The organism is Nocardiopsis synnemataformans (assembly GCF_965343085.1).
GTDB classification, from domain to species: Bacteria; Actinomycetota; Actinomycetes; order Streptosporangiales; family Streptosporangiaceae; genus Nocardiopsis; species Nocardiopsis alborubida.
Genome location: NZ_CBDRFA010000001.1, coordinates 174,994 through 190,121, shown reverse-complemented (window position 1 = coordinate 190,121; position 15,128 = coordinate 174,994). Strand labels below are relative to the sequence as shown.

The following is a 15,128-nucleotide window of genomic DNA, read 5'->3' as shown; positions in this document are numbered from 1 at the left end:
AGCGGCCTCCACGGTCGCCCGGCGGTCCTCGGGATTCCCGGCGGTCTCGTCCTCGCTCACCCGTGTGCCCCTTTCACGACGGCACCGGACGGCCCGGTGCTGTCGGCAGTGGGACAGCGCGCGCACGCTGACGGTTCACACAGCATCCGTTTTATGGACAAAAGCGAAGTTCTGGACGCGCGCCCGTACACCCGTCCAGGCCCGTGCACCACGCCCGCCCCCGGCTAGAGTCGGGGGTCACACCGCCTTCCGCGCGAGGAGTACCAGTGACGATGCGAGTCGAGGTCGACTACGACCAGTGCGAGAGCAACGCCCTGTGCATGGCCGCCGCACCGGAGGTCTTCGAGGTCCGCGACGACGACTTCCTCTACCTGCTCACCGAGGAACCCGCCGCCGCGTCGCACGAACGCGTCCGCCAGGCCGAGCGCATGTGCCCCAAGAGGGCCATCACCGTGCGGGAGTGACCCCCGCGGCCGCCAACGCCTCGTCCCACGTCGTCGGCTTCTCCAGCAAACTCCGGTAGCGCATGGTCTTGGGGGTGGAGCGCAGTCCCAGCACACCGGTGAGCATCCCGCCCCGGCCGAGGAAGGCCACGAACTTTCGGTCCTCCGGGGAGCCGTGCACGAAGGTGACCTGATCTGCGGGCGCGCCCTGTCCCAGCAGTTGGACCTTCATCTTGTATTGGTCGGACCAGAAGTAGGGCACCGGAGTGAAGGGCGTTCGCCCGTCGCCGCCCGCCAGCAGGTTGTGCGCCGCGGCCTCGCCCTGCTCGCCCGCGTTGGTCCAGTGCTCCAGGCGGATCCGCCCGCCGTAGCGCGGGTGCGGCCAGTTCGCCAGGTCGCCGACCGCGTACACGTTCGGCACCGAGGCCGCGGAGTACTCGTCGCACGCCACCGAGCCGTCGGCCAGCAGCTCCACCCCGGACCCGCGCAGCCACTCGGTGTTCAGGCGCACGCCGATCCCGGCGACCACGAGGGAGGCCTCCACCGCCGAGCCGTCGGCGAGCCGGACCCGCTCCACCCGGCCCCGGCCCTCGAAACCGGCCACGCCCACGCCCAGGCGCACGTCGACGCCGTTCTCCCGGTGCAGCTCCGTGAGGACCTCGCCGATCCGCGGGTCCACGACCCGGGTCAGCGGTGTGGGCGCCGCCTCCACCAGGGTCACGTCCATGCCCACCGCGCGGGCGCTGGCGGCCACCTCGGCGCCGACGAAACCGGCCCCGACCACCACCAGACGGCCGCCGGAGTCGAACTCCGACCGCACCGCCTCGGCGTCGTCCAGGGTGCGCAGCACGTACACGCCCGCCAGGTCGGTGGCGGGGCGGCGCGCCCGCGCGCCCGTGGCGATCACCAGGCCGTCGTAGCGCACCGTTTCGAGAGCGCCGCCCGGACCGGACACGTTCACCTCGCGGGCGGCGGTGTCCAGCCCCACGGCCCGACTGCCGGGACGGAAGTCCAGGTCCAGCGCGTCCACGGCCTCGTCCTCGCGCAGGCGCAGCGCCCGGTGGCCCACCAGCCAGCCCGGGCCGCCGCCCGCGGGATCCATGCCCACCCCGGTCAGGACCTCCTTGGACAGCGGAGGCCGCGAGTAGGGCCGGTGCGCCTCCTCGCCCAGGAGCGTCAGCCGCCCCTCGTATCCGCGTTCGCGCAGCGCCTCGGCCGTGTGCAGCCCGGCCATCCCCGCGCCGACGACGACGATGTCGTTGAGGGTGTCCCGCACGGTGGTGTCCCTTCCGGTGGTGGTTCCCCGAGGACGGGGTTCGTCAGAGTGGGCGGACCTCGCCGACGGGGGCGCCACCTCCGAGGACGTCGGCGCGCAACCGGTCCTGGACGGGGGAGACGTCCACACCGAGGGTCCGCAGCGCGTCGAGTGCGACCAGGGTACGCGCCCGCTCCTCGGCGTCCCCGTCGCTGATCTTGACGGCGACGGTCTCGCCGGTGGCGGCGCTGATCACCAGGACCCCGTCGGCGCCGCCCTTGGCGACCAGGCCGGGCATCCGCGTCATGAGGTCGGTGTCGATCCGGTCGCTGCCCGCCACGTACAGGGGGTGTGCGCTCATCGCCTCGACCACGGCCCGCTCCGGGCCTCCCTCGGGGGCGGTGCGCATGCGCCACAGGCCGCGGGCCAGGCCGGTCAGGGACACCGCCATCTGGGGCGCCCCGCAGCCGTCCACGGCGGTGTGCGCGACCGGCTCCCCGCACATCTCCTCGATGGTCTCGCGGACCAGGACCTGGAAGGGGTGCTCGGCTTCGAGGTAGTCCCCGGTGCTCCACCCCCGGGCGACGCAGGCGGCGAGCATGCCCGCGTGCTTGCCGGAGCAGTTCATCAGCACGCGCTCGGGCTCGCGTCCGGCGCGGACGAACGCGGTGCGCGCGTCCTTGCCGCCGGGGGCGGCCGGGGGGCAGCCCAGGGCGTCGGCGGTGAGCCCGGCCGCGGCCAGGATGCGCTCGGTCTCGGCGGTGTGCGCGTCCTCACCGGAGTGGCTGCCCGCGGCGATGGCCAGCGAGGGACCCTCCAGGGGCGCGCCCGCCCGCAGCATCGCCAGCGCCTGGAAGGGCTTGGCCGAGGAGCGCGGGAACATGGGCTGGTGCACGGGGCCGCGCGCGTAGGCGATCCGGCCGTCCGCGGCCAGTCCGACGACCGCGCCGTAGTGGACGCTCTCCAGCATTCCGGACCGGATGACCTGCGCCAGGGGGACGTACTCGGGCAGCGGGTTCTGGGGCATGCGGGCTTCTCCTCGCCGTTGAGGTCGGGTCAGGGTGCGCGTGGAGTGTCCGCCTGTGGGTGGACACGACTGAGAACGTTACATAACCCCCCTTTCTTCCGGTCGCCCCGCGGTCGCGGAACCGGCCCCGCCGGAGCCGCTCCCGGGGCCGTCCCCCGGGCCGCGGACCCGGCCGGGGCGGTCGGCCGTCCCGTCGGCGGGAACGGCCCTCCCACGTGCGCGGGGTCCGCTGTCGGACGCGGGGAGTAAGGTCGTTGCCGGTACGCGACAAGGTGGAACAGCCGTTCGGCACGACGGACGAAGGAGTGGGGCACACGATGGGAACGCTGCGGATGGGCGCGCTGACCCGGCGCAGGGTCGGCATGCGGGCGGCGGACCTGGAGTACGCGGTGCTCGACATGGAGACCACCGGCCTCGACCCCCGCGAGGGCGCGCGCATCGTGGAGATCGCCGTGGTGCGCGTGCGCGGCGACGGCAAGCTCGTCGAGGAGTTCAGCACCCTGGTCGACCCGCGCGCGCCGGTGGGCGGCCGGGAGTTCCACGGCATCGGCGAGGGCGACACCGTGGGCGCCCCGACCGCGGCGCAGGTGGCGCCAAGGCTCACCGAACTGCTCTCCGGGGCGGTCGTGGTCGGCCACAACCTCGACTTCGAACAGCGCTTCCTCGCCTCGGAACTGGTGCCCGCCGGGCTGCCCACGGGCCAGGCCGGGCTGTGCACGCTGCGCGCGCTGCGCTCCCAGGTGGAGCTGGAGCGGTACTCGCTGCCCAAGGCCTCCCACCGGCTCAGCGGTGACTGGCCGACCGGACAGCACACCGCGCTGGGCGACGCCCGTGCCTGCGCCAAACTGCTCGCGGAGATGCTCGCCAATGCCCCCGGCGAGCTGCGCTACGGCGGTCCCGCGCCCAAGCGGCTCGCCGTGCCGGACCCGGTCCCCGGCCCGGGAGGTGCGGCGGAGCCCGTCCGCTGGAAGCCGCGCACGTCGTCGGTGCCCGGCGGGCTTCCGCCGCTGGGCCCCTGGCAGGCGCGGTGGCGGCCCCACGAACTGGACCCGCTGCTGTGCGGCGGGGCCTTCGGGGCCACGGACCGCGCCATCGCGGAGATGGCCGCGCACCGCGACACCCGCTTCCGCGAGCGGCTGGCCGCGGCCGCCGCGGTGACGGGTGGGCTCGCGGCCACGGCCGCGGGCGGCCTGCTGCTGCGCATGGCCGGTGGCGGGAGCACGCGCGACCTCGGTTACCCGACCGGACGCGGTGACGGTTCCCCGGCGCGGCTGCTCGGCCGGATCGGCCGGTCCGTGCTCGGGGACCGGCCGGGGCTCACAGACCCGAGAGCGTGAGGAAGAACGCCACGATCAGCGCGCTTCCACCGAGTGTGGTGAGCAGCGCCTTGCCCGGTTCGGTGAGCCGGGCCGACACCAGACGCACGCGGGGACGGACCATCTCCGGACTCCGCGCGGTGGCCACGGAGCCGCCGCGGCCGGGGCGGGGCGTCGGGATCCGTCCGGGGACGTAGCTGGGGACCTTGTTGAACATGGCGACCGTCACCAGGACGGCGCCGAGGAGGATCAGTACGAGGGACACGTCGGAGAGGGCCTCACACTCGGTCGAAGGGGCGACCGCCCCGAAGGGCGGGCGGGGCCACCGATTCTGACCGATGTCGCCGTACCGTTGCGACTTGATATCGCCTCGCCAACGTTGTGGCGCAGGTTACGGGCCAGCCTTTATGACTGTCTGATCATGTCTCGCCACGGCGGGTGTTCAAGGCGGCGGTTTGCGGAAGAACGGTGTCCACGGTTTCGGTCGCCACGCCGAGGGCGCGGAGCACGAACCGGGTGACCAGGGCGTGGGTCTCGTCGAGGTCGATCTCGCCACTGACGAGGGGCAGGCGCTGGGAGCCGACCATCGACAGGGTCAGCCGGGAGACGGGTTCGGCGGGCAGGGGGTCGAACTCGCCCGCGGCGGTGCCCTCCTCCAGGATCTCGGTCAGCAGGCGCTGCATGGGCGCCACGTGGGCGGCGAGCGCCTGGTAGGCGTCAGGGCCGAGACTGGCCCCGAGTTCGGCGGCGGGCGGGTGCGGATGCGCCATGATGCCCTCCAACTGGAGGCGGACGAACGCCGAGAGCCGCCGCGCCGCCGAGACGCCCGAGGGGAGTTCGCGCCTGTACCGCTCGACGAACGCGCTGTTGACCTGCTCGGTGAAGGCCAGGAGCAGCGCGGGCTTGTCGGGGAAGTAGTTGTACAGGGCGGTACGGGTGATCCCCGCGGAGTTGGCCACGTCGGTCATGGAGATGCGGTCGATCCCCTGGGTCCGGATCAGCTCGTCGACGGCGTCCATGATGCGATCCCGTGTGCGGGCACGGTGGGCGGCGATGGTCGGCGCCGTGATCTTGGGCATCCTCCTATGGTGTCACGCCCGGGAGCGGGCCGGGGCGGTGTTCGGTGACCGTGCGCAGCGGTGGTGCCAGGGGCTCCGGGCTCGGGTCGGCCACCGGCTCCGCCCGCGCGACGCGGCGTCGTCCCGAAGCCGTCGGCTCCGGCGGCGCGGACGGACGTCAGCCCCGGGCCGCCAGCAGCGTACGGGTCAGGAAGTCCCGGATGTGGTCGGCCGTGCCGTCCAGGTGACTCTCCAGCAGGAAGTGGCCTCCTCCGGGCACCAGGCGGATCTCGGCGTCCGGCAGGTCCCGCGCGAAGGCGCGCGCGCCTTCGGGGCCGAAGATGCGGTCCTCCGCTCCCCACACGGCCAGGAGCGGTACGCGGCTCTCCCGGAAGTACGCGTGTACCCGCGGGTAGAGGGGCGGGTTGGTGGCGTAGTCACGGAAGAGGGCGAGCTGTACGAGGTCGTTGCCGGGGCGGCTGATGTCACGGTGGTCGGCCGTCCAGGTGTCGGGGTCGACCAGTTCGGGGCGGTCCACCCCGTGCAGGTACTGCCAGCGGACGGCGTCCAGGCCGAGGGCGGCGCGGACCGCCGGTTCCGTCGCGGGCCCCGGGTCCTCGGCGTAGGCCCACACGGGCGCCCAGAACTCGGGGACGAAGCCGTCCTCGTAGGCGTTGCCGTTCTGGGTGACCACCGCGGTGACCGCCTTCGGGGCGCGCAGCGCGAGCCGCCACCCGACGGGCGCGCCGTAGTCCTGCACGTAGACGGCGTAGCTGGTGACGCCGAGCCCGGCCAGTAGTGCCTCCGTGACGTCGGTGAGCGCGTCGAACGTGTACGCGAACGCGTCGGCGGGCGGGGCGTCGGATCGGCCGAAGCCGAGGTGGTCGGGGGCGATGACGCGGAACCGGTCGGCGAGCTCCGGGATCAGTCGGCGGAACATGCGCGAGCTGGTGGGGAATCCGTGCAGGAGCACCAGGGCTGGCGCGTCGCGGGGCCCGGCCTCCCGGTAGAAGACGCGGTGTCCGCGCACGGTGGCGTACTGGTGGTGGATCTCCGTCATGACTAACCCTCCAAAGCCACTTTGATGGTTATCTGCGCCCTCAGTGGAGCGGATACGAGGTAACCTGTCAAGTCGACGAAGAGGGTTAGTCCGTGAGGTGGGCGGTCATGATCGACGAGGGAGCGCTGCTCGAAGCGCTGAACAGCACCCCGGTGGTGGACGGCCGACCGCGGGACCTGTGGGCCGATGACGCCGCGCTGCGGCGGTGGGCGCGGGAGCACGGCGGTCCCGGTGACGTGTCGGCGATCGGCTGGCTGCGGACGGCGAGGGGCGTGCTCCAGGCCGCCACGCGCGGCTCCGTGCCGGAGCCGGAGATGCGGCGCGTCCTCGCCGGGGTCTCCCGGCTTCCCGAGGTCGGCGGGTCGGACCTGCGGTGGCGTCTGCACGCGCCGCCCGAGCGGATGCTCGCGGTGGAGCTGGTGCTCGCCTGGTACGACGTCCAAGAGCGCAGGCCCGGTCGGCTGCGCCCCTGCGGCAACGGCGAGTGCCGCCTCTTCCTCCTCGACCGCAGCCGCGCCAACACCGCCCGCTGGTGTTCGATGAGGACCTGCGGCAACCGCCTGAAGGCCCGCCGCCACCAGGAGCGCGCCCGTCAGACCCCGGCGCCCTGACGGGCGCACGCGGTCAGCGTTCAGGCGGCGTCGGCGTCCGCCCCTGCCTCCGGCTCGGCCTCGGGAGCGTACAGCCGGCCCAGATCGGCGAACACCTCGGTGTTGAACTGGTAGGCCAGCCGTGTCTCGGCCACCAGACGGGCGGCGGCGGCCCCGTCCAGGTCCAGGGAGTCGAGCCGTTCCCGGTACCCGGCGCGGAAGCGGGGCAGGCTGCCCAGTGCGTCGAAGACGTAGAAGGAGACACCGGCCGCGTCGCTCAGGCCGTAGGTCCTGGCGGCCACGCGGCGGATGAACTGGCCGCCGGACACGTCGCCCATGTAGCGGGTGTAGTGGTGCGCGACGAACCCCTCGGGGTGGTCGGCCATCTGCTCGATGCGCGCCGCGTAGGTGCGGGTGGCCGGGGTGGGGGCGATCCTGTCGCGCCAGTCGGCGCCGAGCAGGTGCTCCAGGTCGCGGACCAGCGCGGGGACCCGCTCCAGCTCCGGGTGGTGGAACCTTCCGGCGACGGGGTCGCCAGCCAGCCGCCGACCGGTCTCCTCCAACGCGACGTAGGCGAAGTAGTGCTGGGCGACCATGCCGGTGTACCCGTCCAGGGGGAGCGTGCCGTTCATGAGGGCCCGGGTGAACCCGTGGTCCTCGGCGGCCTGGTGGTCGCTCCAGGTCGCCGCGCGGAGCCGTTCGGAGAACGCCTCGGGTGCGTCGGGGGCGGTCGTCGCGGGAACCTCGGCCGTTGTGCTCATCGGTGCTCTCCGCCTTCGGTCCGGCATCTTTATGACATCATGTCATTTAGGCGGAGGCTGCTGTCAAGAGGGATATGACACCCTGTCATGAAAACTTGCCCGCCACGCCCGCCACGCCCGGCCGCCGCCGCCCCGGAATCCGCCTCCGGTCCGACCGGCGGACCGTTCGGCGATCCGCCCCGACCTCCGTCCCGAAGTCCGCCGCCCCGCTCCCGGGCACGTCTCCCGCGGGGGCGCCCGCCTCTCCAGGGAGGTCTCGGGTACGCTCGAAGAAATCCGAGGAGTGTCCCCCGTCACACCCTGCATGTGCTCGTGCATGGGCACATGCCCGTTCCGTCCATACATCGGGGCGAAGCGCCAGCGGGTTCTCCACCGCGGGCCAACAGGCCCTCACACAGGGAGAACAGGACTGTGATCCCGGTCTCCGGCATCGGATGTGTCTCGTCACGGCCGCTGGTCAACAGGTCACCGGGGCGATTATCGTTTGGGTGTCGTGCGGTCCGGACCGCCGGGAGAACCCGGGGCGCTTCCCGGGTTCACGCGGCGCGACACGGCACCCACGAACCGGCAGACCAAGGGCGATGAGTGGATACCAGGAGAACAGGGCACGATCCCGTGACGGTGATCGGCGGGGAGGCGGCACGGGCCGCCTCCGCCAACGATGCTGCCTCGCACGACGGGGCCTTCCTGGGCGACGACACCGTCCTGAACGAGCGGGTGGAGGCTGCTGTCGAACCGGTTGACGTCCTACTCATAGAAGACGACCCCGGGGACGCCTTCCTCGCCGAGGAACTGCTCGACGAGACGGCCCTGCCCACGCACATCACCTGGGTCCCCACCCTCGCCGAGGCGCGCCGACACCTGGAGGACTTCCGGGGCTGCGTGCTGCTCGACCTCAACCTCCCCGACGCCCACGGGCTGGACCTGCTCCGCGAGGTCCTGGAGGGCGCGCCCGCGGCCGCCGTCGTCGTCCTCACCGGACTCGACGACGAGCACGAGGGCGTCGCCGCCGTGGCCGCGGGCGCCCAGGACTACCTCGTCAAGGGCCAGGTCGACGGCTCGCTGCTCGGCCGCAGCCTGCGCTACTCCCTGGAGCGGCGCCGCGCCGACGAGAACGCCCGCCAGCTGCGCGAGGCCCGCATGAGCGCCCGCGAGAACATGCGCCTCGAACGCGGACTCCTGCCACAGGTCCTCCTCCAGCGCTCGCCCCTGGACCACCTCGCCTACTACCGACCCGGCCGCAAGCGCGCCCTGGTCGGCGGGGACTTCTACGACGCGGTCGAGAAGGACGGCACCACCCACGTCATCATCGGCGACGTCAGCGGGCACGGCCCCGACGAGGCGGCGCTCGGCGTCAGCCTGCGCATCGCCTGGCGCGCCCTGATCATGGGCGGCGTCGACGAGCACAGGGTGCTGCCCAACCTGGAGGACATCCTGGTCACCGAGCGGGCCCAGGAGGAGATGTACGCCACCCTGTGCATGGCCAGCCTGGACACCGGCGACGACCGGGTCAGGCTCCGCGTGCTGGGCCACCCGCCGCCCATGGTCCTGCGCGACGGCGCCGTCGAGGAGACCCGCGTCACCCCGCAGCCGCCCCTGGGCGTCTTCCCGGTCGAGCAGACCGACACCGACACGGTCGTGCTCCCCACCGGGGCGACCATGCTCTTCTACACCGACGGCCTCGTGGACGCCTACGACGGGGCCCCGCCCGCGCGCCTGGAGGTGGCGGGCCTGCGCCGGATGGTCTCCGGCGTGCTGGAACGGGGCACCTCCCTGGCCGGACTGCCCGAACGCCTGGTGGACGAGGCCGAGCGCAGCAACGGGGGGCCGCTCCAGGACGACGTGGCGATGCTGCTCATCACCCACGGAGAGCCCGAGTGACACCGACGACCGGAGAGGGGACGGCCATGGAGACCGAGAAATCCGGGCCGACCCCGGACGCCGGCGTGCTCGGCGGAGCCTCGATCGGCGGCACGCACTTCGTCAACGGCACCAACCACGAGGGGAAGCGCTCGGCCCACCAGTCGTGGAGCCTGCGGCGGCGCGTCACGAGCCTGCTGGCCGTGGTCGCCGTCGTCCTGGTCGTGGCGGTGTCCGTCATCACCCTGGCGGCGTTCCAGGCCCGCGAGTCCCTGGCACTCCAGGTCGACTCCCTGACGCCCGCCGTGAGCGCGGTCGAGCAGACGCACTCGGCCTACCTCACCCAGGACCACGCCCTGCGCGGCTACATCCTCACCCAGGACCGCGAGTTCCTCCAGCCCTACGTCGAGAGCCAGCTGACACTGACGGAGAACCAGGCCGTCCTGGCCCAGCTGGCCGAGGACAACCCCGAGGTGGCCACCAACGTCGACGAGCTGCTCACCGCGGGCCGGGTGTGGACCGAGGATTTCGCCGAGCCCGCCCTGGAGCAGGTCAGCAGAGGGCAGGAGGTCACCCAGGAGGAACTGCGGCGCGGCCGGATCCTCTTCCTGGAGCTCAGCCGGATCAGCGACGCCACCACCAGCCAGTTGGAGGCGGAGATCAAGGAGGCCCGCGAGGGCCTGACCCTGGCCACCCAGCAGGTCGTGGCCCTGCTGGTCCTGGTCGGCCTGGTCGTGGTGTTCCTGTCGGTGTTCCTGTGGGTGATGCTCCAGCAGTGGGTGCTGCGTCCCCTGGAGGAACTCGCCGGGCACATGCGCCAGGTGTCGGAGGGCTACTACGCCCACCGGATCTCCCTGCACGGTCCGCCGGAGATCGTCCGGCTCGGCCGGGACGTGGACGCCATGCGCGAGCGCATCGTGCAGGACCTGGACGAGGTCGCCTCCGCGCGGCGCAAGCTCCAGGAGCAGTCCGTGCTCATGGAGAACCAGACCGAGGAGCTGCGCCGCTCCAACCTGGAGCTGGAGCAGTTCGCCTACGTCGCCTCCCACGACCTCCAGGAGCCGCTGCGCAAGGTGGCGAGCTTCTGCCAGCTGCTCCAGCGCCGCTACCAGGGGCAGCTGGACGAGCGCGCCGACTCCTACATCGACTTCGCGGTCGAGGGCGCCAAGCGCATGCAGACCCTCATCAACGACCTGCTGGCCTTCTCCCGGGTCGGCCGGGTCAGGAACTTCGCGCCGGTCGCCCTCGACGACGCGCTGGACGACGCCCTGAGCAGCCTGTCCACCCGTCTGGAGGAGGCCGACGCCGAGGTCACCCGGGACCCGATGCCGACCGTGCGGGGCGACCGCACCCTCCTGACCCAGGTGTTCTTCAACCTCGTGGGCAACGCCGTGAAGTTCCGCGGCGAGGAGGTCCCCCGGGTCCACATCAGCGCCGAGCGGCGCGGTGACGAGTGGGTGTTCTGCTGCTCCGACAACGGGATCGGAATCGAACCGCAGTACGCCGAGCGCATCTTCGTGATCTTCCAGCGGTTGCATACCAGGGACAAGTACACGGGGACCGGCATCGGCCTGGCGATGTGCAAAAAGATCGTGGAGTTCCACGGGGGACGGATCTGGCTGGAAACCGACCCCCCGGCCCCTGAGGAATCCGAAACCTCAGGTGACCAAGACTCTGGCCGAACCGGAACACGCATATGCTGGTCCTTGCCCGCCGACCCCGCGGAGGACGAGGACCCGGCCCCCGACAGGGGAACCGCCGAGCCCATCGCCGTCGATAGTGGGGACGAGGGCACCGAGGACGCCGAGACCACCCCCGAGGACTCGGCTCCGACGGCCGCACGACAGCCCACGGGTACGGACAACCCTGGGGAGGACGGCGCCGAACCGGGTGACAGGCCCGGCGGCGTCCGCTCCGCCCAGCCCGACACCGGTGGCGGTACGGTTCCCCCCGGTCACGGGGCGGGACCCTGAGCAGGGGTCTGGAAGCTTGAGCGAGGTCATGTTGGTGCATCCCATCGAGGTGCTGCTGGTCGAGGACGACCCCGGCGACGTCCTGATGACCAGGGAGGCGTTCGAGGAACACAAGCTGGGCAACCGCCTGCACGTGGTCTCCGACGGCGTCGAGGCGCTGCGCTTCCTGCGTCGCGAGGGCGAGTTCGCCGACGCGCCCCGTCCCCACCTGATCCTGCTCGACCTCAACCTGCCCCGAAAGGACGGCAGGGAGGTGCTGGAGGAGGTCAAGAACGACGAGGACCTCGCGCACATCCCCGTCGTGGTGCTCACCACCTCCGAGGCCGAGGAGGACGTGCTGCGCAGCTACCGCCTGCACGCCAACGCCTACGTGCCCAAGCCGGTGGACTTCGACCAGTTCATACGGGTGGTCCGGCAGATCGACGACTTCTTCGTCAGCGTGGTGCGCCTGCCCAAGGGCTAGGGTGCGCCTGCCCGAGGGCTAGGGTGCGCCTGCCCGAGGGCTGGGCGGCGCCCCCGCCCCACGGGGCTGTGCCGGTCCTGCGGGGCCGTACTCGTCCCACGAGGCCGCGCCCGTCCCGCGGGATGGTGCGGGGAGCGGCAGGGGAGGCCCGCGCGGTCGCGGCGGGCCCTCCGCGGAGGTTTTCCACAGCCGCGCACAGGGACTACCGCGGCGCGTCCGCCCGCGGTTCCATGGATACAGGGGGGCCACCCACCCCCCCGCCTCGCGCTGCCCTGCGCGCCGCTCCGGTCGCACCCGATGAGTTTCACCCCCGTCCGCGGTCGGTACGGGTGACCGTGTCATGTACCCCGACAGGACGGAGCGGCCGTGTCCGCCAAGGCCCGTGGCCTCCACATCAGTCTGCCGATCGCCGAGCGTATGCGTGCGATGCTCTTCTACCGCGACGCCCTCGGTTTCGAGCCCGTTGGCGAACCCACCGAGGACGGCGTGCCCGAACCCCTGATGTTCCGCGTCGACCAGCGCACCCTGTTGGCCCTCATCCCCGCCGGAGGTTTGGGCTGGGTCCTCGGTGACAGCCGCCAACTGGCCCCCGCCGGAACCAGCGAGTGCCTCATGGGCGTGGAGATGGCCACCGAACAGGAGGTCACCGGTCTGGTCGAGCGGGTCCGTGGCGCGGGGGGAGAGGTGCTGGCCGAACCCGAGCACAAGCCCTGGGGGTACACGGCCCTGTGCGCCGACCCGGACGGACATGTCTGGCAGGTCGGCGTCACACCCTGACCGGGAGCGTTCACCAGCTCCCCACGCCCCCGGTGCCCGCGCCGGTCCCGGGGGCGAGCCGGTGGTCCGCCCGCTCCGCCGTTCCCGCCCGTCCCCGTCCCAGGGCGTTCCCCGCCGCCGTGTTCCCGCTCCGACGGGCGAACGCGCGGGAGCCACAGCACGTGGCCGCAACGGTTTTTCGTTACGGTAAGGGCATGAGCTTGCCGGAACCGCGTGATCCCGCTGGTCCCTACCGCGTCAGTGTGGTGTGCCTGGGCAACATCTGCCGCTCGCCCATGGCGGAGAAGATCCTCGCCGCCGACCTCGAACGGGCAGGGATGAGCGAACTCGTGGCGGTGGACAGCTTCGGCACGGGCGACTGGCACGTGGGCGGCGGCATGGACCCGCGCGCGGCCTCCACCCTGCGCGTGCACGGATACCTCACCAGTCACACCGCCCGCCAGTTCGCCCACGACGTCCTGGCCGACCGGGACCTCCTCCTCGCCATGGACCTGGACAACGTCGACGAGATCCGGCGCGTCGTCGACGAGTACGGTGAGGAGTACGGGTTCGACATGTCGCGGGTCCGCCTCTTCCGCTCCTTCGCGCCCGGCACCGGACCCAACCCGGAGGTCCCCGATCCCTACTACGGCGGCGACGACGGGTTCACCGCCGTTCTGAACATGGTGGAGTCCGCGGCCAAGGGCCTCACCGGCGAGCTCGTCACCCGGTTGAGGCGGTAGCGCGGGTGAGGGGGGAGCGGATCGTGCGGGACTTCGGAGGCGACGACGGCGACGGGCCCGGGGAGGGCCGCCGCAGGGACCCGGTCGACGGGACCATGGCCGAGCGCCTCACCGTCCTGCTCGGCCGCGACGTCAGGCGCGCCGCCCGCGCAGGCAGCAGCCACGACTGGGACATCTACTACGCCGAACTCACCGACGGCACCCGCCTGTTCGTCAAGTCCCTGGTGCGGGGCGCCCCGCCCAACGGGGTGCTCACCGCCGAGGCGCGCGGCCTGGACTGGCTGGGCCGGACCTTCGGCTCACCCGCCGTCGACGTCGTGGCCTGGGACGACCGCATCCTCGTCCTGCCGTGGATCGAGGAGCGCGAACCCACCGTGCAGGCCGCCGAACGCCTCGGCCGCCAGCTCGCCGGGATGCACCTGACCGGCGCCGACCACTTCGGCGCCGACTGGCCCGGCTACGTCGGCCCCCTGACCATGGACAACACCCCCTCCCGGAACTGGCCGCGCTTCTACGCCGAGCAGCGGCTGCGCCCCTACCTGCGCCAGGCCCTGGACCAGGGCTCCCTCACCCCGTCCGACGGCCGCGTGGTCGAGAAGGTGGTCGACGCCGTCGCGGACCTGGCCGGGGAGCCCGAGGAGCCCGCGCGCGTCCACGGCGACCTGTGGAGCGGCAACGTCCTCTGGCGGGCGCAGGACGCGGTGGTCATCGACCCGGCCGCGCACGGCGGACACCGCGAGGCCGACCTGGCCATGCTGGCCCTGTTCGGACTGCCCCACCTGGAACGGGTGCGCGACTCCTACAACGAGGTGGCGCCGCTGGCCTCCGGGTGGCGGTCGCGGGTCGCCCTGCACCAGCTGCACCCGCTGCTGGTCCACGTGTGCCTGTTCGGCGCCGCCTACCGCACCACGACCCTGGAGGCCGCGCGCACCGCCCTGCGCGGCGGCTGACCGTCCGGGCCGCCCGGTGCCGCCAGTGCCGCTGACCCCCTCCGTTGGAGACGGAGCACGCGCACTATGCTCACCAACGTGCCCGGCGGATCGCTGAACCCTCCTGTAACTGAGCCCACGCACACCCCGGGCGGCGCGGCGGAGGAACCTAGGGAGCGCTTCTCGTGACTTCACCCCCCGACACAGACGTGATCGTCTTCGACGTCCTCGGGACCATGGTCGATGAGCCCGGTGGGATCGGGCGCGGTATCCGAACACTGCTCCCGGGCATCGACGACGCGAGGACGCGCGAGCTTGTCGAGGTGTGGAACAGGCATGTCGACGAGCAGCAGCGGGAAATGCTCGCGGGCCGCCGCCCCTACGCCAGCAGCACGGTGATCGACCTCGAAGCGGCCACACGCGTCGCAGCCGAGGCCGACGTCGGCGACGCGGACGCGATTCGCTCGCTGGCGGCCTCTGCGCAGCGGCTGGAACCGTGGCCGGACTCCGCCCCGGCGCTGGGACGGATCGCCTCGTACTTCCCGGTGATCGGTTTGTCGAACGCCAGCCACTCAGCGCTCACCCGTATCAGCGCGCACGCCGGGCTCCGCTGGCACCAGGTGCTCTCCGCCGAGGACGCGCACAGCTACAAACCCCATCCCGACGTGTACCGGCTCGCGATCGCGAACGCGGACTGCGCGCCGGACCGCATGCTCATGGTCGCCGCCCATGCCTGGGACCTGCGGGGTGCGCAGGCCCTGGGAATGAGGACCGCCTATGTCGAACGCCCCGTCGGGGACCCTCCGCGCGCGGCGGACCGCTTCGACCTGGAGGCGAAGAGCCTCGGCGACCTGGCCATAAGGCTCAACGCGATCTGACGACCCGAGGCTCCCG

The 15,128-nt window shown here is 72.4% G+C and carries 16 protein-coding genes; 10 read left to right on the top strand and 6 right to left on the bottom strand.

Going from position 1 to position 15,128, the window contains the following annotated elements; all coding sequences use genetic code 11:
- The first annotated feature begins 272 nt into the window (after positions 1 to 272).
- The gene (locus ACSIH6_RS00785; protein WP_130396673.1) at positions 273 to 464 is read left to right on the top strand and encodes a ferredoxin; all 192 of its coding nucleotides are present in this window, start codon (positions 273 to 275) and stop codon (positions 462 to 464) included.
- On the opposite strand, the gene ACSIH6_RS00780 is transcribed toward ACSIH6_RS00785, so the two are convergent.
- Together ACSIH6_RS00780 and ACSIH6_RS00775 are read right to left on the bottom strand one after the other, a co-directional pair.
- Positions 448 to 1,719, bottom strand: a complete 1,272-nt coding sequence (locus ACSIH6_RS00780) for an NAD(P)/FAD-dependent oxidoreductase (RefSeq protein ID WP_435105489.1) — start codon at positions 1,717 to 1,719, stop codon at positions 448 to 450. The two genes, ACSIH6_RS00785 and ACSIH6_RS00780, sit on opposite strands and share 17 nt — an antisense overlap.
- Before the next feature lie 43 nt (positions 1,720 to 1,762).
- Positions 1,763 to 2,725, bottom strand: a complete 963-nt coding sequence (locus ACSIH6_RS00775; protein ID WP_435105487.1) for an asparaginase — start codon at positions 2,723 to 2,725, stop codon at positions 1,763 to 1,765.
- A 317-nt stretch (positions 2,726 to 3,042) separates the two neighbouring features.
- Here ACSIH6_RS00775 and ACSIH6_RS00770 point away from each other — a divergent pair, with 317 nt between their 5' ends.
- A complete protein-coding gene (locus tag ACSIH6_RS00770) occupies positions 3,043 to 4,062 on the top strand; it encodes a 3'-5' exonuclease (protein WP_435105485.1) in 1,020 nt (339 codons plus the stop codon).
- On the opposite strand, the gene ACSIH6_RS00765 is transcribed toward ACSIH6_RS00770, so the two are convergent.
- The 3 genes from ACSIH6_RS00765 to ACSIH6_RS00755 all read right to left on the bottom strand — a co-directional run bounded on the left by ACSIH6_RS00765 (position 4,043) and on the right by ACSIH6_RS00755 (position 6,159).
- Positions 4,043 to 4,306 carry a hypothetical protein gene (locus tag ACSIH6_RS00765; RefSeq protein WP_435105483.1) on the bottom strand — a complete coding sequence of 88 codons (264 nt, stop codon included), beginning with the start codon at positions 4,304 to 4,306 and terminating at the stop codon, positions 4,043 to 4,045. The genes ACSIH6_RS00770 and ACSIH6_RS00765 overlap by 20 nt on opposite strands.
- Before the next feature lie 154 nt (positions 4,307 to 4,460).
- Positions 4,461 to 5,120, bottom strand: a complete 660-nt coding sequence (locus ACSIH6_RS00760; RefSeq protein ID WP_435105481.1) for a TetR/AcrR family transcriptional regulator — start codon at positions 5,118 to 5,120, stop codon at positions 4,461 to 4,463.
- Positions 5,121 to 5,277: 157 nt separating this feature from the next.
- The gene (locus ACSIH6_RS00755) at positions 5,278 to 6,159 is read right to left on the bottom strand and encodes an alpha/beta fold hydrolase (protein WP_435105478.1); all 882 of its coding nucleotides are present in this window, start codon (positions 6,157 to 6,159) and stop codon (positions 5,278 to 5,280) included.
- A 107-nt stretch (positions 6,160 to 6,266) separates the two neighbouring features.
- Between ACSIH6_RS00755 and ACSIH6_RS00750 the strand changes: the two genes are divergently transcribed.
- Positions 6,267 to 6,770 carry a CGNR zinc finger domain-containing protein gene (locus tag ACSIH6_RS00750; RefSeq protein ID WP_435105476.1) on the top strand — a complete coding sequence of 168 codons (504 nt, stop codon included), beginning with the start codon at positions 6,267 to 6,269 and terminating at the stop codon, positions 6,768 to 6,770.
- Positions 6,771 to 6,790: 20 nt separating this feature from the next.
- On the opposite strand, the gene ACSIH6_RS00745 is transcribed toward ACSIH6_RS00750, so the two are convergent.
- The gene (locus ACSIH6_RS00745) at positions 6,791 to 7,510 is read right to left on the bottom strand and encodes a biliverdin-producing heme oxygenase (protein WP_435105474.1); all 720 of its coding nucleotides are present in this window, start codon (positions 7,508 to 7,510) and stop codon (positions 6,791 to 6,793) included.
- A gap of 615 nt (positions 7,511 to 8,125) precedes the next feature.
- On the opposite strand from ACSIH6_RS00745, the gene ACSIH6_RS00740 reads away from it, so the two are divergent.
- The 7 genes from ACSIH6_RS00740 to ACSIH6_RS00710 all read left to right on the top strand — a co-directional run bounded on the left by ACSIH6_RS00740 (position 8,126) and on the right by ACSIH6_RS00710 (position 15,112).
- Positions 8,126 to 9,391, top strand: coding sequence for a PP2C family protein-serine/threonine phosphatase (locus tag ACSIH6_RS00740; protein WP_435105472.1), 1,266 nt, complete (start codon positions 8,126 to 8,128; stop codon positions 9,389 to 9,391).
- 26 nt (positions 9,392 to 9,417) lie between these two features.
- Positions 9,418 to 11,343: a sensor histidine kinase gene (locus ACSIH6_RS00735; protein WP_435105470.1), complete on the top strand. Its 1,926-nt coding sequence runs from the start codon at positions 9,418 to 9,420 to the stop codon at positions 11,341 to 11,343.
- 28 nt (positions 11,344 to 11,371) lie between these two features.
- Complete coding sequence (locus tag ACSIH6_RS00730; RefSeq protein WP_150250593.1) at positions 11,372 to 11,806, top strand: response regulator; 435 nt, start codon at positions 11,372 to 11,374, stop codon at positions 11,804 to 11,806.
- Between the two features lie 366 nt (positions 11,807 to 12,172).
- Entirely contained in the window at positions 12,173 to 12,583 is a 411-nt protein-coding gene (locus ACSIH6_RS00725; RefSeq protein WP_435105467.1) for a VOC family protein, read from the top strand.
- A 194-nt stretch (positions 12,584 to 12,777) separates the two neighbouring features.
- Positions 12,778 to 13,305: a low molecular weight protein-tyrosine-phosphatase gene (locus ACSIH6_RS00720; RefSeq protein ID WP_061080631.1), complete on the top strand. Its 528-nt coding sequence runs from the start codon at positions 12,778 to 12,780 to the stop codon at positions 13,303 to 13,305.
- A gap of 23 nt (positions 13,306 to 13,328) precedes the next feature.
- Positions 13,329 to 14,255 carry a fructosamine kinase family protein gene (locus ACSIH6_RS00715; RefSeq protein ID WP_435105464.1) on the top strand — a complete coding sequence of 309 codons (927 nt, stop codon included), beginning with the start codon at positions 13,329 to 13,331 and terminating at the stop codon, positions 14,253 to 14,255.
- A gap of 164 nt (positions 14,256 to 14,419) precedes the next feature.
- A complete protein-coding gene (locus ACSIH6_RS00710; RefSeq protein ID WP_435105462.1) occupies positions 14,420 to 15,112 on the top strand; it encodes a haloacid dehalogenase type II in 693 nt (230 codons plus the stop codon).
- The last annotated feature ends 16 nt before the right edge of the window (positions 15,113 to 15,128 follow it).